This is a genomic window from Haloarcula sp. NS06, assembly GCF_051122755.1.
Classification (GTDB): Archaea; Halobacteriota; Halobacteria; order Halobacteriales; family Haloarculaceae; genus Haloarcula.
The window spans coordinates 1-15,927 of sequence record NZ_CP184844.1 but is presented as its reverse complement, the minus strand read 5'-3'; the positions used below and the strand labels follow the sequence as shown (position 1 = coordinate 15,927).

Below are 15,927 nucleotides of genomic sequence, written 5' to 3'. Positions count from 1 at the left end.
TATGGTCCACTTACTACCGTAAGGAGACCGTGATACGAACAGCCGGAAACTCTTTTTCAGCGACAGTTAGCGGGGATAAACTTTTTTCCTGCCTAACGGGAGATGAATAACAATGGCTATCGATGATACTGGGGGAGGTGAGTCAGAGCAGGTCAACAGTGGGGGGGCCCTGACTGACGAGCCTGTACGGGTCGGCGAATACACATGGGACGATCTCCGGCGAGAGGTACACGATGGGGGGCGGTTCGACCGAAGTGTGTACCTCGGATTCGAGCCGAGAGAACTCAGTCAGCGACTCGAAGACGCGGCGAGTGCGGGTAAAACACTGCAAGCGCCGTTCGAAGCGTATCTCGACCCAACCACGACACCAGTCGCGAAAGACATCTACACGTGGGAGCATTTCAAACAGGAGTACTATTATAAGGACGGTAGTCTCCCCCGTGACAGTGACGGTGAAGTCATCCCGTTTGATGCAAGCGAGTACCTGAACTTCGACCCCGAACACACGGAAAACAAGCTGTCTGCCGCCGAAGATATCGCCAGTGAACTGCACGAGTACGTCGATCAAAACACCGTCGACGTGAACCCGGAGCTGGACGAAGACGAGTTCTTCTCGACACGGGATGGCCACACAACCGTCGTCAACCGCTACGATCTGGAAAAAGCCGTTCCCCAGTCGAAGAAATCTCATTTCAACGAACTGGAGCGGTACTGGGTCAACAAGCCATACGCCTGCGTTATCATCTTCCATTCACGGAAAGAGAACGAGAAGAAATACTACGTCATTGAGCCGTATCTCACAGATATCGAGATCGACCTTCGGGAGTTTCTCTCGGGCAAACTCAAGACCGCAATCAAGTATTCTGAGGACGACGTGATCGTTCAGGGGACTGACGCTGACCGGGCACAGGTTATCCAGCGGGAGGCCGAACAACTCCTCTCACGGTACGACCTCTACAACGGCTCAGTATCCAGTAGCGGCGAAGAGAGCGTTCTCGGACAGGTCAAGGAGCTGTTCGGACTGGACGAGGAAACACAAAGTGAAACCGCGGGACAACTCTCCGGCATTTCGACACGTCCCGAACCGGCTATCCTCCAAGACGACGACCCGAAGCTAAACGAGTATCAGGTCGAGAAGCTGCTGTATATGCTCAAGCGGGACTTCGTTGGCTACGCCCGCATTGATGGCGTCAAACACGACATCAACGTAGAGGATATCTCCTGTGACGGGTATAACTCTCGGGTATTCGTCTATCACACCGACTACGAGCAGATTATCTCGAACGTCGAACACGGCAAAGGGGAACTCGACGACTTCGTCGTGAAGCTCGCACAGCGGTCCGGGAAGGGTATCTCGAAGCGTCAGCCACAGGTCGATGCGACGCTCCCGGACGGGTCACGTGCCCAGTTGACACTGGGTCGGGAGGTGTCCGACCACGGGACAAACTACACTATCCGGCAGTTCAAGGATGTCCCCTTTACGCCGATCGATCTCATCAACTGGAACACGTTTTCGCTGGACGAGATGGCGTTCCTCTGGCTCTGTATTGAGAACAACAAGAGCCTCATCTTCGCTGGCGGTACCGCCTCGGGGAAGACGACCAGCCTGAACGCTGTCTCGCTGTTCATCCCATCAAACTCCAAGATTGTCTCCATCGAGGACACACGTGAGGTCGAACTGCCACAGCGGAACTGGGTGGCAAGCGTCACACGTCCCTCTTTCGGTGAGGACGACAAGGGTGATGTCGACGAGTTCGACCTGCTGGAGGCCGCGCTCCGTCAGCGTCCGGATTACATCGTCATGGGTGAGATCCGTGGTGAGGAAGGCCGGACGCTGTTCCAGGTCATGTCGACTGGGCACACCACCTACACTACCTTCCACGCCGACTCAGTCGGCGAGGTCATCAAGCGGTTCACCACCGAACCGATCAACGTCTCGAAGACGCTGTTTACGGCGCTGGATCTGGTGTCGATTCAGACCCAGACCCGGGTCGACGGCAACAAGGTTCGCCGAAACAAGTCCCTGACTGAAATCAACGAATACTCCGCCGAGAACGACGAGATCAACGTCCGGGACGTGTACGAGTGGCGAGCCGAGACGGATGAGTACATCCAGATGGGGAACTCGAACACACTTGAAGAGATCAAGTTCGACCGCGGGTGGACCCAGGAGAAACTCGATGAGGAGCTGTTCAAGCGCAAGGTCGTACTCGCGTACCTCATCGAGAAGGGGCTGAACACCTACACGCAGGTCGCGGCGACCATCCAGGCGTTCATCAACGACCCCGACACCATTCTCACGCTCATCGCCAACGACCAGCTCGAACTGTCACTTGAGGACCTCCGGGAGATGGAATCTGTCAAGATCGATATCGACCCGGAAAAAGAGGAGATGGTGCCCCGGCCGGACGCGCCGCCGGAAATGGTCGAGGAGACAAAGCAGGTGCTTGACAACGCCCAACCACTGTTCAACACCTACAAGAGCCGCGAAACCCCGGATATTGTCTCAGCGTTGATGGACGATTCCGATGAGAGCGCTGACGAGGACAGCATCGACTTCGGCCAGTTCGTTCCGAAGGCTGGTGCGGAGGCAGATAGCGAATGAGCCTCGATACACCGAGTCAGCAACAGGTCGGCAGCGGCGGTGCGCTCGGTGACACGTTCTACCCGGCGTACCAGATGGTGTTCGACGACGAGGGCGACTTCGTAAACAGCGTCGAGAACAAACTCGCGGAGGCCCGGATGGCCGACAACGTTGAGATGTTCCTCGCACGCGCACTTGCGGTCGGTGTCATCGCCGGCTTGGCGCTGTGGCTCGTCGGCACGTTCCTCGGGTATCTGCTGGTCCAGTTGCTGTTTGCCGGTGGGGAAGCGCCGACGCTCATCGGGATTCCGGTGTCCGAGGGCGTCTCAGAGATTCTCGCCATGCTGAAACTCCCATTTCTCGTTATCGTGACCGGCTTCGTCTTCGGCGCCATTGGATTCGGTATTGGGTTTGGGTCGCTGGTCTCGATTCCGTACTTCCGCGCGAGCGCGCGCGAGCGCGAAATCAACGTCCTACTGTCCGACTCGATTTCGTTCATGTATGCGCTGTCCGTGGGTGGGCTCAACCAACTTGAAATTCTGCAGTCGATGGGGAAGGCCGAAGACACGTACGGTGAGGTTGCAAAAGAGTTCCAGTCTATTGTGCTGGAGACGGAGTATTTTGATACTGACTACCGGACCGCTGTCCGGAACCAGGCGCTCCAGACACCCTCGGACGAACTGTCCCAGTTCCTGACGGATATGCTCTCTATCATTAACTCCGGCGGGGACATGACCTCCTTCCTCGAAGACCAGAAGGAAAAACACATGCGAACCGCCCGGCAGGAACAGGAGAAGATGCTGGAGACGCTGGAACTGTTCGGCGAGATGTACATGACGCTCTCGCTGTTCCCACTGCTTCTCATCATCATTCTGGTCATCATGTCGATGATGGGGAACGCACAGCAGTCGCTTATCTACGGTACGGTGTACGGGCTGATTCCACTGACCGGCCTGGGCTTTCTCGTCCTCGTTTCGACTGTCACGCAAGACTCAATCGGGGACGGCTATCTGCGTTCAAGCCCCGGCGAGAAGGAACTCGTTGTCGACGAAGGTGTCGGCGTGTTCAACCTCGGGCTCATCGAGAGCTACACGGGAACCTACAGCGTCTTCGACCGGATCAAGAGCCGGGAGGGGACCCACGAACTCCTCGCCATCCTCACACGGCCTGACCTGTTCTTCCGTGACCATCCGCTGTTGGTGCTGTGGCTGACGGTGCCGCTGTCAATCCTTGCCGTCGTCGCAGCTATCGTCATCGGCTGGGCCCCGTTATCGCTGGACGGAATGATCGCTGTCCCAGTTCGCTCGACGTTCTTCTGGGTGTATGTCCCGATGTACCTCAACTTCATCCCGCTGATGATTTTCTACGAGTGGAACCAGCGCTCTCGGAAGGCAATCATCGGGAAACTTTCCGAAAACCTCCGGAAGCTCGCATCAGCCAACGACACCGGGATGACGTTGCTAGAGTCGGTCAAGGTGGTCTCCGAGACGTCCTCCGGAAAGCTCTCCGAGGAGTTCGAGACCATCCACGCAAAGGTCAACTACGGAACGAGCCTGAAAGACGCGCTCCGGGAATTTAACAACAAGGAGCCTGTCATAGAAAGCGTCACGTGCGAAGCAGCAGGGTTTGGAAACTGTGTCCACCAGCTCCAAAGCCCTGCAAAACGTAGCTTCGGTCAACGAGTTCTTGAATGCAGCGGCTACCGAGACGGTACCGCTGTTCGAGCATCTTGAGTTCGAGTTTCTGCTGGATTACGACGTGTTCGCCCCCTCGAAGCGGGGGCGAACACGAGTTCACAAACCACCAGACCTCTTTCGCGGCTTTCTACACTGCTACTACGAGGATGTCTACGGCACTCGTCCAGTCACACGAGAACTCCAACACAGCCTTGTCTGGTACTACTGCGGTCTCGACAAACCGCCATCCAGAGACACCATTGACCGGTTTCTCACTGATCTCGAACACGTCGTTGACGATGTCTTCAACAGACTCGTCGAGCAGGCCGCCGCCCGCGGCCTGCTCGACTCCACGTACTCCATCGATTCGACTCACGTCGAAGCGATCCAACACAACGACGCCGCATCGTGGAACTACGATCCAACAGCCGAAGAGTACTACTACGGCTTCGGCTGTACAATCGCCTCAACCGGCGCGAAGATCCCAATTGCGGCGGAATTCACACAGGCTAAACAAGCAGATCAAGAGACGGCGATGCGCGTCACGCGTGACGCGCTCGCCGTCGATACACCGGTCTGGATGCTCGGAGACAGCGCCTACGACATCCTCGATTGGCACGACCACCTGCTGGCCGCAGGGGTCGTGCCAATCGCTCCATACAATCCGCGAAACACTGACGACCCGAAGGACATCGAGTACAGGGTCGAAGACCGAATCGAGGAACACAGCGAGGACGTTCAGCTGAAACAATCTATCTTGGACGAGACGTATAACAGCCGGACAGGAGTCGAACGAACTAACGACGCAGTCAAGGATTGCGGCCTCGGGCACGTCCGCGCCCGAGGCCGCGTCCACGCACGAACAGAAGTATTCGTTGCGCTGTGTCTCCGGCTCGTCGTTGCAATCACCAGCTTTGAGCGGGGCGATAACCCTGGCCGCGAGAAGCTCAAGCTATGAGATGGATTCTATGACAGGCTCACAAGTACAACGTCCCACGACTGGCACGGACAGTCAAGCTCATCGCAGAGGCACAGGAAGCCTCCAGCCAGATTCAGGACGTGCTCTCGACGGCTGCCCAGGCCTCGGAGAATCAAGACGACATCGAACGGGAGCGAAAGTCCCGGACGCGGATGCAGACGGTCATCATCCTGATGACGTACCTGACGTTGCTCGGCGTAATGGCGCTGCTGAAGACACAGTTCCTCGATGTGATGTCGGGACTGGCGACGCAGGCCTCCGGGTCAAGTAGTTCGAGCGCGCCAGGCGGTGGATTCGGCGGCAGCGTCGACACGGAACTGCTGTCGATGCTGTTCTTCCACGCAGTGACGCTGCAGGCGTTGCTGTCGTCGTTCATCGCCGGCTATATTCGGGAAGTGAAGCTCGTCGCAGGCGTCAAGTTCGCAGTCGTCCTGTCGACGATTGCACTGGTGGTGTGGATCGCCGTGGGATAGCGGCCCCTTTCGCGGCTCGATGGCGGACGTACAAGATAACAAACAGGGTGTGTGGGACATGGATACAAGAGCACAAACACCGCAGGACTTCGCCGTAGGGGTGAGCGTCCTGCTCGTGACGATAATCGGGGTCTTGGCCTTCGTACAAGGTAGTGCGATCGGCGTGTACGAATCCCCAGATGTACAGCGTAACCAACCAATTGCGGACAGGGCAGCAACGTACCTTGTCGAAAACCACTCGGTTGAGGGGGCGCGGAACTTCATTCGCTACAACACGAGCGGTGGGATCAACGAGTCCCTCAACAAGGATAACGCCAACCACGGCGGCACGCTTAGTAGCTTGAAATCGAACGCCGGCCTCAACACCGCAACACAACGCCGGACAAACGCATCACTCAATGTAACCGTCGTCAATGCGTCATCGCTCGAAGCAGGGACACGGGACCCGGCAGTCGATGACCATGGCCAGCGACTCGCTTGGGGGCCTGATGTCGCCAGTCGAGACAACGTTGCGATGACATCCCGCGTGGTGAAACTGACCAACGCAACCGGCCAGTGCGATCCAGTCTGCTGGCTCGTCGTGAGGGTGTGGTAACGATGCGTGGCCAAGCCTACACGCTAGAAGGTGTTCTCGCGGCTATCGTCGTTGTGACAGCGACCGTCTACGGCCTGTCGGCAGTCGACACCGGTCCGTTCCAGACCGGCGCCCAGCAGCGGACCGCGTCACTGGAAACCCGCGCGAGCGACACGCTATCACTGGCAGCAGAAACCGGAGCGCTGCACAACGCGACGGCGTGTTACAGCGTCGGAACACCGACACTCAACGGTAACCAGACGGGCAGCTCCACCGAGTTCGAGCTGATGTTGAACCGGACTTTCGACCGTCAGGGAGAACAGTACAATCTTTACTTCAGTTACTCGGATTCAGGTGCACGCCAGACGACCCTCGTCTCGCAGGAATCAGACGAAAACGTCGCCGAGCGGCCGGCTGATGCAGCCGTTGCAACTGAAACGGTGACGCTGTCCGACGATATGCCCACCCGAATCGGCGACTGCAGCGGCACCGGCCCGTCTCTCGACCGTCAGCGGGTATTTCGCCCCCGATGCAGAGCCCGACTCTATCGTCTACAACGTCGTGGAGGTGCGTCTGGTCGTATGGTAGCCAACGAGCGCGGACAACTGCTGTTGGTCGGTGGCATTGCCATCGCTATCGTCGTGTTCAGTACGATACTGTTTGCCCACAGTCTCGCTGTCACCGACGGTATCACGACCACTGGAAGTGCAAACACTATCGAGCGGTCAGCTGACCGAGAAGCCTCTGTTGAGCGGGATTTTGGACGACTTGCGGCCCAAACGCGGGGCGATGACCTTGATGGATTTGAGAAGCGATACGAGAACGCGCTCCAGAACTACACGCAGACACACAACCGAGTTGTCGCAAGCAGTGGCGGCACCTATCTCAACGCGACGCTGAACGAATCGGCGTCGCTTGGCAATGAGACGAGTCAGACTTCGGCCAGTGAGATTGACGACCCGAACGGAGGCTCAAAGCCGAACGAGTGGGTTGTGGCCAAGAATGTCAGTCGCATCGCTGTCTTCAATTTTAATTTCACTGAAGGACATGACAAGGGAACTCCATTTAACATTACCGTGACAGGCAGTAACGGTAACTGGTGGGCGTTAGAAGTTTCACTTACCGGAACCGGACCAATTAGAGACAAGACAGTAACTATTCGGGATAGTACTCCGGGGTCGGATACACCTGTCTGTTCCGTCCCGAACTCCGGACCTGGTGCCAAAGACCTGAGCGTCAATCTTGTTGCCGGAACATGTAACCAAGGGAGTGGGTTCAAAACATTCAGCGATGTAACCGAGCCACCTTACATCATTAATATAAGCAAAGGTCAGAAAGCCGATGGTACTTACCGCTTTGCGGCCATCGGGACCTTCCCAAGCACGAGCTATGATTCCGGAGATACCGCGCCGTATCCCGTCGTCCCTGCCATAGACACGACCTATGACACACCATCTGCGAGCTACAACCGAACAGTCCTCGTGGAGGTGGACGACGGATGAACCTCGATCGTCTCCTGTCTGACAGCCGTGGCGTCTCGCCCGCGGTCACGCAGGCGCTCACTATCGGCATCACGTCGCTGCTGGTGACCGGCCTTCTCATCGGCGGGAGCCAGATGGTCGATTCACAGCGTGAACGCGTGACAGAGGAAGCGCTGGAGAACGTCGGCGATGGTATCGCGCGCGACCTGATTCGCTTGGATGCGTTCGACACTGAGTCTCTCAATTCGACAGTGTCGTTTCGTGCGACGTATCCGGAGCGGATCGCTGACCAGTCGTACAACGTCGAGGTTGCTGCAGACACATATCGAACGCGCGTGTACGTAAACGCATCAGGACTGAATCGATACGCTGTCGTCCGATTTGAGAATGAAACTAATGTCTGTCCGTCTGTTGTCTCCAGCGGGCCACTGGCCGTCTCGTACAATGCGTCGGCCGACTGCATGGAGGTGACACGTGGATGATCTCGCCACTGTCAAGACAAGACGGTCACGACCGTGGTGTGTCTGATCTGCTGGCGTTTACACTCACGTTCAGTATCATCATCACCGGCATTGCGCTGGTGACGCTCGGTGGACTCGGGGCATTCGATACTATTCAACAGGGGGCGACAACTGATGTCGCCGAAACGTCGATGATCGGGTTCGCGGAGACTACGGGCGACCACATTCAGGGCGGCGCCCCACGGCGGACCACGAGTATGAAACTCCAGGGCCACGGGCTCTCCATCCAGGCGTCAACGCTGAATGTAACTGTTGATGGACAGTCAACGAATATCTCAGCCGGAGCGTTCATCCGGGAGACTGATTCGGGGACCGATATCGTCTACACCAGTGGTGCAGTGTACCGGGTCCAGCAGGAGGGACTGGTCGTCTCACGGAAACCTAGCTTTCGGTGTACCCCCGATAGCGGCAGCGCATACCTCTCCGTCCTCTCGCTTGACGGACAGACGGATTTCTCGTCGTCGAGTCGCGTCACAATCGAGACTACCGTCCAGAACAAGACGCTCGTTTCGCCACAGGCTGGTAAGCCGCCATCTGCTACAACCGTCTCGATCAACGTCTCGGAGACTGCGTACCCAGATGCGTGGCACCGCCTATTTGAGCAGGAACTATCAAACTGGTCGGACCATTCGGAACCACACACGTATCAGTGTACAGGCATCAGCCGCGCTGTCCTCCATAATACGACAGTCGATATCCGCACTGTCTCCTAACCGTCCCTGTCAGCGATGCACAGACCCGTCGCTATGGAGTCCAGTCCCGAACGATGAGAGAGTCCTTATGCAGCAGTCATCAGCGCCGCGATGAATGACCACTTCGTCCCGCTGTTTGCTTCTTCCTGTTTCGCCATAGCCGCAGTCTTGTCTCGTGGGTGCTTCCAATTCATTACGACTACAGGTACGTACTCAGTAGGCATGAAGTGTTCGATAGCTAATATATTGCGTGGTCTTTTATGATTGAGAGCCTTTCACAGGTCGATAACCCAATCAATACTCTTTAGCCGATAATGATGAAAACTAGTCACAACTGCTATTCACTACCGTGTTTAATATTAGTGCGAAAAATTAGAATATTATGGACTACGGTAAAACTCAGGGTACAGACGCTTACACACCGATAACCGCCTTTATATCTATACATAAGATCGATGGGCTTTGCATCCGAACGACAGCTACGTGTGAGTCGTTGGCAAGGTAGTACTATTACCCTCCACGTCATAAGATTGTATACTAATGAAGAAGCAAGAACTCATTCACCTTCACAGTCTTCTCGCGCAGGTACAACACCACTACGAACACGAAGCGGACACAAGTGTTGAGCACGATCTGTACGCTGACCTTGGTGTCAAACCGACATCGATTCACAAATCAAAGACAGATCACAAGGAAGCAGTATTTGCGCTCGCTTCCGGGCTGACAGATGCGATGGCCGAGGAAGCTGACGAACCGCAGGCGTTGACTGCCGACTGAATCGACGGACTGTCGTCAGTCGTTCTTATCGTTTCACTACTTCCGATAGCTATTGGTCAGTTCCTACCGTGACACGGCCACTATGTCGGTCGCATGGTACACGCTATCCCGCCTCTCAAACAACTTATACGGGAGGCGACCGTATTTATGTTGTGAGCGACGATTCAGGGCGGCGGAATCTCCGCATGCCTACAAACGACGAGATGTTTGCAGTGGTAACAGAGCACCTTGGCGGGAACCACGTCCGCATTCGCTGTGAGGACGGCGAAACCCGGCTTGGCCGGATTCCAGGTCGGATGAAGTTCCGGACCTGGATTAACGAGGATGACATCGTTCTCGCCGAACCGTGGGACTGGCAAGACGAGAAGGCCAACATCGAATGGCGCTACAAGGGGCAAGACGCCGACCAGCTCCGTTCGGAAGGCCACATTGACTCGCTGACCGCCTAATTTTACCACTGTACCCGCGTCCTGGTTCACAACGACCTTGAGATAATTCTTTATCGCGACCTGCGCTGGTTTCTGTTCTGACTGCTAGCTTCCTGGGTGTCGCGACGCTTGTTTCGGCATAGCGTCTGGTACACTACGACTGTCTACCGTCAGGTTCGTACTCCTCCCGATTGATATATAATGGATTACTGGCCTCCGGCCGCTGACCTCTATGTCAGAGTTCAAATATAAGGACACGTCGGATTATATACATCCTGTCGCAGTCTTGCGGTTATGCGTGTCACGGCATCACGTTACGTATGCGTCGTGTGTGTTCTGCACAGGGCGAGCCTGAGACGATTCATTTATATGTTCCCCCGTCTTCTGAATTAATGCGAAGGTCGCACCGGGCAGCGAGCCCGGGTCGGCATGCTCGGTCGGCCACCTGGGTCGGTCCGAGCCACGAACGGATCTCGTCTTCCCCTTCTGGGGCTGGCGAGATCCACCCAATGAGGATTCCACCCCTGCGGTCCGCCGTTAAGATGGAATCTGATGTGAGCCCACGGACCCATGCAGTAGTCAACATTGGTGTAGGAACCAATGTGTTTGCTTCCGACGGAGTGCAACCACTTCCGCCGCTGATGTATATCAGCACATTCCGGTTGATCCTGCCGGAGGCCATTGCTATCGGAGTCCGATTTAGCCATGCCTAGTTGCACGAGTTTAGACTCGTAGCATATAGCTCAGTAACACGTGGCCAAACTACCCTACAGACCGCAATAACCTCGGGAAACTGAGGCCAATAGCGGATATAACTCTCACGCTGGAGTGCCGAGAGTTAGAAACGTTCCGGCGCTGTAGGATGTGGCTGCGGCCGATTAGGTAGATGGTGGGGTAACGGCCCACCATGCCGATAATCGGTACAGGTTGTGAGAGCAAGAGCCTGGAGACGGTATCTGAGACAAGATACCGGGCCCTACGGGGCGCAGCAGGCGCGAAACCTTTACACTGCACGACAGTGCGATAGGGGGACTCCGAGTGTGAGGGCATATAGCCCTCGCTTTTCTGTACCGTAAGGTGGTACAAGAATAAGGACTGGGCAAGACCGGTGCCAGCCGCCGCGGTAATACCGGCAGTCCAAGTGATGGCCGATATTATTGGGCCTAAAGCGTCCGTAGCTTGCTGTGTAAGTCCATTGGGAAATCGACCAGCTCAACTGGTCGACGTCCGGTGGAAACTACACAGCTTGGGGCCGAGAGACTCAACGGGTACGTCCGGGGTAGGAGTGAAATCCTATAATCCTGGACGGACCACCAATGGGGAAACCACGTTGAGAGACCGGACCCGACAGTGAGGGACGAAAGCCAGGGTCTCGAACCGGATTAGATACCCGGGTAGTCCTGGCCGTAAACAATGCTCGCTAGGTATGTCACGCGCCATGAGCACGTGATGTGCCGTAGTGAAGACGATAAGCGAGCCGCCTGGGAAGTACGTCCGCAAGGATGAAACTTAAAGGAATTGGCGGGGGAGCACCACAACCGGAGGAGCCTGCGGTTTAATTGGACTCAACGCCGGACATCTCACCGGTCCCGACAGTAGTAATGACAGTCAGGTTGACGACTTTACTCGACGCTACTGAGAGGAGGTGCATGGCCGCCGTCAGCTCGTACCGTGAGGCGTCCTGTTAAGTCAGGCAACGAGCGAGACCCACACTTCTAGTTGCCAGCAACACCCCTGCGGTGGTTGGGTACACTAGGAGGACTGCCATTGCTAAAATGGAGGAAGGAATGGGCAACGGTAGGTCAGTATGCCCCGAATGGACCGGGCAACACGCGGGCTACAATGGCTATGACAGTGGGATGCAACGCCGAGAGGCGAAGCTAATCTCCAAACGTAGTCGTAGTTCGGATTGCGGGCTGAAACCCGCCCGCATGAAGCTGGATTCGGTAGTAATCGCGTGTCAGAAGCGCGCGGTGAATACGTCCCTGCTCCTTGCACACACCGCCCGTCAAAGCACCCGAGTGGGGTCCGGATGAGGCCGTCATGCGACGGTCGAATCTGGGCTCCGCAAGGGGGCTTAAGTCGTAACAAGGTAGCCGTAGAGGAATCTGCGGCTGGATCACCTCCTACTGACCGGGATCAGGGCTCTGCCCTGACCCACCTACACTGACTGGTGACCACAAGTCACCGCGAGTCGGCAAGCGCCGACTACTGCATGGGCCCGCTGGGCTCACAAGACCTATCCGAGGCGGATATCCCCTCTCGGGGATGTCGGGTGCAACTCCCGACGGGTCCGTACTTCGTATCGCAATCGAATCCGTCCCCTTAAGTGTGGGACGGCGTTCGACTATGATACGACGACAGATGCACCAGGCCGGGTGAAACCGCGCCTGGGAAGGGTCGATTCGCCCACCATCTCCACCTTGGGGGCGAGTATGAAACCGTGTGTACGTGCGATCCAGGCGTCCACTGGACTCGTTCAGTTGAACGAGTCACAACGACGTTGGCTACTATGCCAGCTGGTGGATTGCTCGGCTCAGGCGCTGATGAAGGACGTGCCAAGCTGCGATAAGCTGTGGGGAGCCGCACGGAGGCGAAGAACCACAGATTTCCGAATGAGAATCTCTCTAACAATTGCTTCGCGCAATGAGGAACCCCGAGAACTGAAACATCTCAGTATCGGGAGGAACAGAAAACGCAATGTGATGTCGTTAGTAACCGCGAGTGAACGCGATACAGCCCAAACCGAAGCCCTCACGGGCAATGTGGTGTCAGGGCTACCTCTCATCAGCCGACCGTCTTCACGAAGTCTCTTGGAATAGAGCGTGATACAGGGTGACAACCCCGTACTGAAGACCAGTACGCTGTGCGGTAGTGCCAGAGTAGCGGGGGTTGGATATCCCTCGCGAATAACGCAGGCATCGACTGCGAAGGCTAAACACAACCTGAGACCGATAGTGAACAAGTAGTGTGAACGAACGCTGCAAAGTACCCTCAGAAGGGAGGCGAAATAGAGCATGAAATCAGTTGGCAATCGAGCGACAGGGCATACAAGGTCCCATGACGAATGACCGAGACGCGAGTCTCTAGTAAGACTCACGGGAAGCCGATGTTCTGTCGTACGTTTTGAAAAACGAGCCAGGGAGTGTGTCTGTATGGCAAGTCTAACCGGAGTATCCGGGGAGGCACAGGGAAACCGACATGGCCGCAGGGCTTTGCCCGAGGGCCGCCGTCTTCAAGGGCGGGGAGCCATTCGGACACGACCCGAATCCGGACGATCTACGCATGGACAAGATGAAGCGTGCCGAAAGGCACGTGGAAGTCTGTTAGAGTTGGTGTCCTACAATACCCTCTCGTGATCTATGTGTAGGGGTGAAAGGCCCATCGAGTCCGGCAACAGCTGGTTCCAATCGAAACATGTCGAAGCATGACCTCCGCCGAGGTAGTCTGTGAGGTAGAGCGACCGATTGGTGTGTCCGCCTCCGAGAGGAGTCGGCACACCTGTCAAACTCCAAACTTACAGACGCTGTTTGACGCGGGGATTCCGGTGCGCGGGGTAAGCCTGTGTACCAGGAGGGGAACAACCCAGAGATAGGTTAAGGTCCCCAAGTGTGGATTAAGTGTAATCCTCTGAAGGTGGTCTCGAGCCCTAGACAGCCGGGAGGTGAGCTTAGAAGCAGCTACCCTCTAAGAAAAGCGTAACAGCTTACCGGCCGAGGTTTGAGGCGCCCAAAATGATCGGGACTCAAATCCACCACCGAGACCTGTCCGTACCACTTATACTGGTAATCGAGTAGATTGGCGCTCTAATTGGATGGAAGCGGGGGCGAGAGCTCCTGTGGACCGATTAGTGACGAAAATCCTGGCCATAGTAGCAGCGATAGTCGGGTGAGAACCCCGACGGCCTAATGGATAAGGGTTCCTCAGCACTGCTGATCAGCTGAGGGTTAGCCGGTCCTAAGTCTCACCGCAACTCGACTGAGACGAAATGGGAAACGGGTTAATATTCCCGTGCCACTATGCAGTGAAAGTTGACGCCCTGGGGTCGATCACGCCGGGCATTCGCCCGGTCGAACCGTCCAACTCCGTGGAAGCCGTAATGGCACGAAGCGGACGAACGGCGGTATAGGGAAACGTGATTCAACCTGGGGCCCATGAAAAGACGAGCATAGTGTCCGTACCGAGAACCGACACAGGTGTCCATGGCGGCGAAAGCCAAGGCCTGTCGGGAGCAACCAACGTTAGGGAATTCGGCAAGTTAGTCCCGTACCTTCGGAAGAAGGGATGCCTGCTCCGGAACGGAGCAGGTCGCAGTGACTCGGAAGCTCGGACTGTCTAGTAACAACATAGGTGACTGCAAATCCGCAAGGACTCGTACAGTCACTGAATCCTGCCCAGTGCAGGTATCTGAACACCTCGTACAAGAGGACGAAGGACCTGTCAACGGCGGGGGTAACTATGACCCTCTTAAGGTAGCGTAGTACCTTGCCGCATCAGTAGCGGCTTGCATGAATGGATTAACCAGAGCTTCACTGTCCCAACGTTGGGCCCGGTGAACTGTACATTCCAGTGCGGAGTCTGGAGACACCCAGGGGGAAGCGAAGACCCTATGGAGCTTTACTGCAGGCTGTCGCTGAGACGTGGTCGCCGATGTGCAGCATAGGTAGGAGTCGTTACAGAGGTACCCGCGCTAGCGGGCCACCCAGACATCAGTGAAATACTACCCGTCGGTGACTGCGACTCTCACTCCGGGAGGAGGACACCGATAGCCGGGCAGTTTGACTGGGGCGGTACGCGCTCGAAAAGATATCGAGCGCGCCCTATGGCTATCTCAGCCGGGACAGAGACCCGGCGAAGAGTGCAAGAGCAAAAGATAGCTTGACAGTGTTCTTCCCAACGAGGAACGCTGACGCGAAAGCGTGGTCTAGCGAACCAATTAGCCTGCTTGATGCGGGCAATTGATGACAGAAAAGCTACCCTAGGGATAACAGAGTCGTCACTCGCAAGAGCACATATCGACCGAGTGGCTTGCTACCTCGATGTCGGTTCCCTCCATCCTGCCCGTGCAGAAGCGGGCAAGGGTGAGGTTGTTCGCCTATTAAAGGAGGTCGTGAGCTGGGTTTAGACCGTCGTGAGACAGGTCGGCTGCTATCTACTGGGTGTGTTATGGTGTCTGACAAGAACGACCGTATAGTACGAGAGGAACTACGGTTGGTGGCCACTGGTGTACCGGTTGTTCGAGAGAGCACGTGCCGGGTAGCCACGCCACACGGGGTAAGAGCTGAACGCATCTAAGCTCGAAACCCACTTGGAAAAGAGACACCGCTGAGGTCCCGCGTACAAGACGCGGTCGATAGACTCGGGGTGTGCGCGTTGAGGTAACGAGACGTTAAGCCCACGAGCACTAACAGACCAAAGCCATCATTCATACGCACTGTGACTCATTCACCGACGATTTAACTCGTCGCTGAACGAGTCCAGGCGCAAACTGGATCGCACGTAATCACACGGTGGAGACCGATCGAGACTGGTATCCTCGTGGTTCGATTCCACGACTCGACGTTAGGCGGCCACAGCGGTGGGGTTGCCTCCCGTACCCATCCCGAACACGGAAGATAAGCCCACCAGCGTTCCGGGGAGTACTGGAGTGCGCGAGCCTCTGGGAAATCCGGTTCGCCGCCACCATTCATACCTATCACAGCCCACTCAGGAGAGGAATCTCTCCCGAGTGGGCTTTCCGTA

At 56.3% G+C, this 15,927-nt stretch carries 8 protein-coding genes, 3 rRNA genes and 2 pseudogenes; all 13 read left to right on the top strand.

Annotated features, from left to right (window positions below):
• The first annotated feature begins 112 nt into the window (after nt 1-112).
• The 13 genes and pseudogenes from ACODNH_RS03615 (at nt 113) to rrf (ending at nt 15,870) form a co-directional block, all read left to right on the top strand.
• Nucleotides 113-2,605 carry a type II/IV secretion system ATPase subunit gene (locus ACODNH_RS03615; RefSeq protein WP_434530927.1) on the top strand — a complete coding sequence of 831 codons (2,493 nt, stop codon included), beginning with the start codon at nt 113-115 and terminating at the stop codon, nt 2,603-2,605.
• A pseudogene (locus ACODNH_RS03610) lies at nt 2,602-4,170 on the top strand (type II secretion system F family protein); the annotation flags it as partial. The gene ACODNH_RS03615 and the pseudogene ACODNH_RS03610, both read left to right, overlap by 4 nt.
• Nucleotides 4,171-4,219: 49 nt before the next feature.
• A complete protein-coding gene (locus ACODNH_RS03605; RefSeq protein ID WP_434530815.1) occupies nt 4,220-5,218 on the top strand; it encodes a transposase in 999 nt (332 codons plus the stop codon).
• Nucleotides 5,219-5,238: 20 nt separating this feature from the next.
• Nucleotides 5,239-5,712, top strand: a pseudogene (locus tag ACODNH_RS03600) (type II secretion system F family protein); the annotation flags it as partial.
• A gap of 58 nt (nt 5,713-5,770) precedes the next feature.
• Nucleotides 5,771-6,307: a DUF7287 family protein gene (locus ACODNH_RS03595; protein WP_434530926.1), complete on the top strand. Its 537-nt coding sequence runs from the start codon at nt 5,771-5,773 to the stop codon at nt 6,305-6,307.
• A gap of 2 nt (nt 6,308-6,309) precedes the next feature.
• A complete protein-coding gene (locus ACODNH_RS03590; RefSeq protein WP_434530925.1) occupies nt 6,310-7,788 on the top strand; it encodes a DUF7288 family protein in 1,479 nt (492 codons plus the stop codon).
• Complete coding sequence (locus tag ACODNH_RS03585) at nt 7,785-8,249, top strand: DUF7266 family protein (RefSeq protein WP_306707538.1); 465 nt, start codon at nt 7,785-7,787, stop codon at nt 8,247-8,249. The genes ACODNH_RS03590 and ACODNH_RS03585 overlap by 4 nt, the downstream gene beginning before the upstream one ends.
• Nucleotides 8,246-9,001, top strand: coding sequence for a DUF7289 family protein (locus ACODNH_RS03580; protein ID WP_306707536.1), 756 nt, complete (start codon nt 8,246-8,248; stop codon nt 8,999-9,001). Before ACODNH_RS03585 ends, ACODNH_RS03580 begins: the two co-directional genes overlap by 4 nt.
• 519 nt (nt 9,002-9,520) lie before the next feature.
• Nucleotides 9,521-9,757 carry a UPF0058 family protein gene (locus ACODNH_RS03575; RefSeq protein ID WP_004516302.1) on the top strand — a complete coding sequence of 79 codons (237 nt, stop codon included), beginning with the start codon at nt 9,521-9,523 and terminating at the stop codon, nt 9,755-9,757.
• Nucleotides 9,758-9,909: 152 nt separating this feature from the next.
• Nucleotides 9,910-10,206: a translation initiation factor eIF-1A gene (locus ACODNH_RS03570; protein WP_049909223.1), complete on the top strand. Its 297-nt coding sequence runs from the start codon at nt 9,910-9,912 to the stop codon at nt 10,204-10,206.
• A gap of 634 nt (nt 10,207-10,840) precedes the next feature.
• A 16S ribosomal RNA gene (locus ACODNH_RS03565) occupies nt 10,841-12,313 on the top strand.
• Nucleotides 12,314-12,682: 369 nt separating this feature from the next.
• Nucleotides 12,683-15,613: ribosomal RNA gene (locus ACODNH_RS03560) — 23S ribosomal RNA — on the top strand.
• 134 nt (nt 15,614-15,747) lie between these two features.
• Nucleotides 15,748-15,870, top strand: a 5S ribosomal RNA gene (gene rrf, locus ACODNH_RS03555).
• Together the 16S, 23S and 5S rRNA genes form the textbook arrangement of a ribosomal RNA operon.
• Nucleotides 15,871-15,927 lie beyond the last annotated feature (57 nt).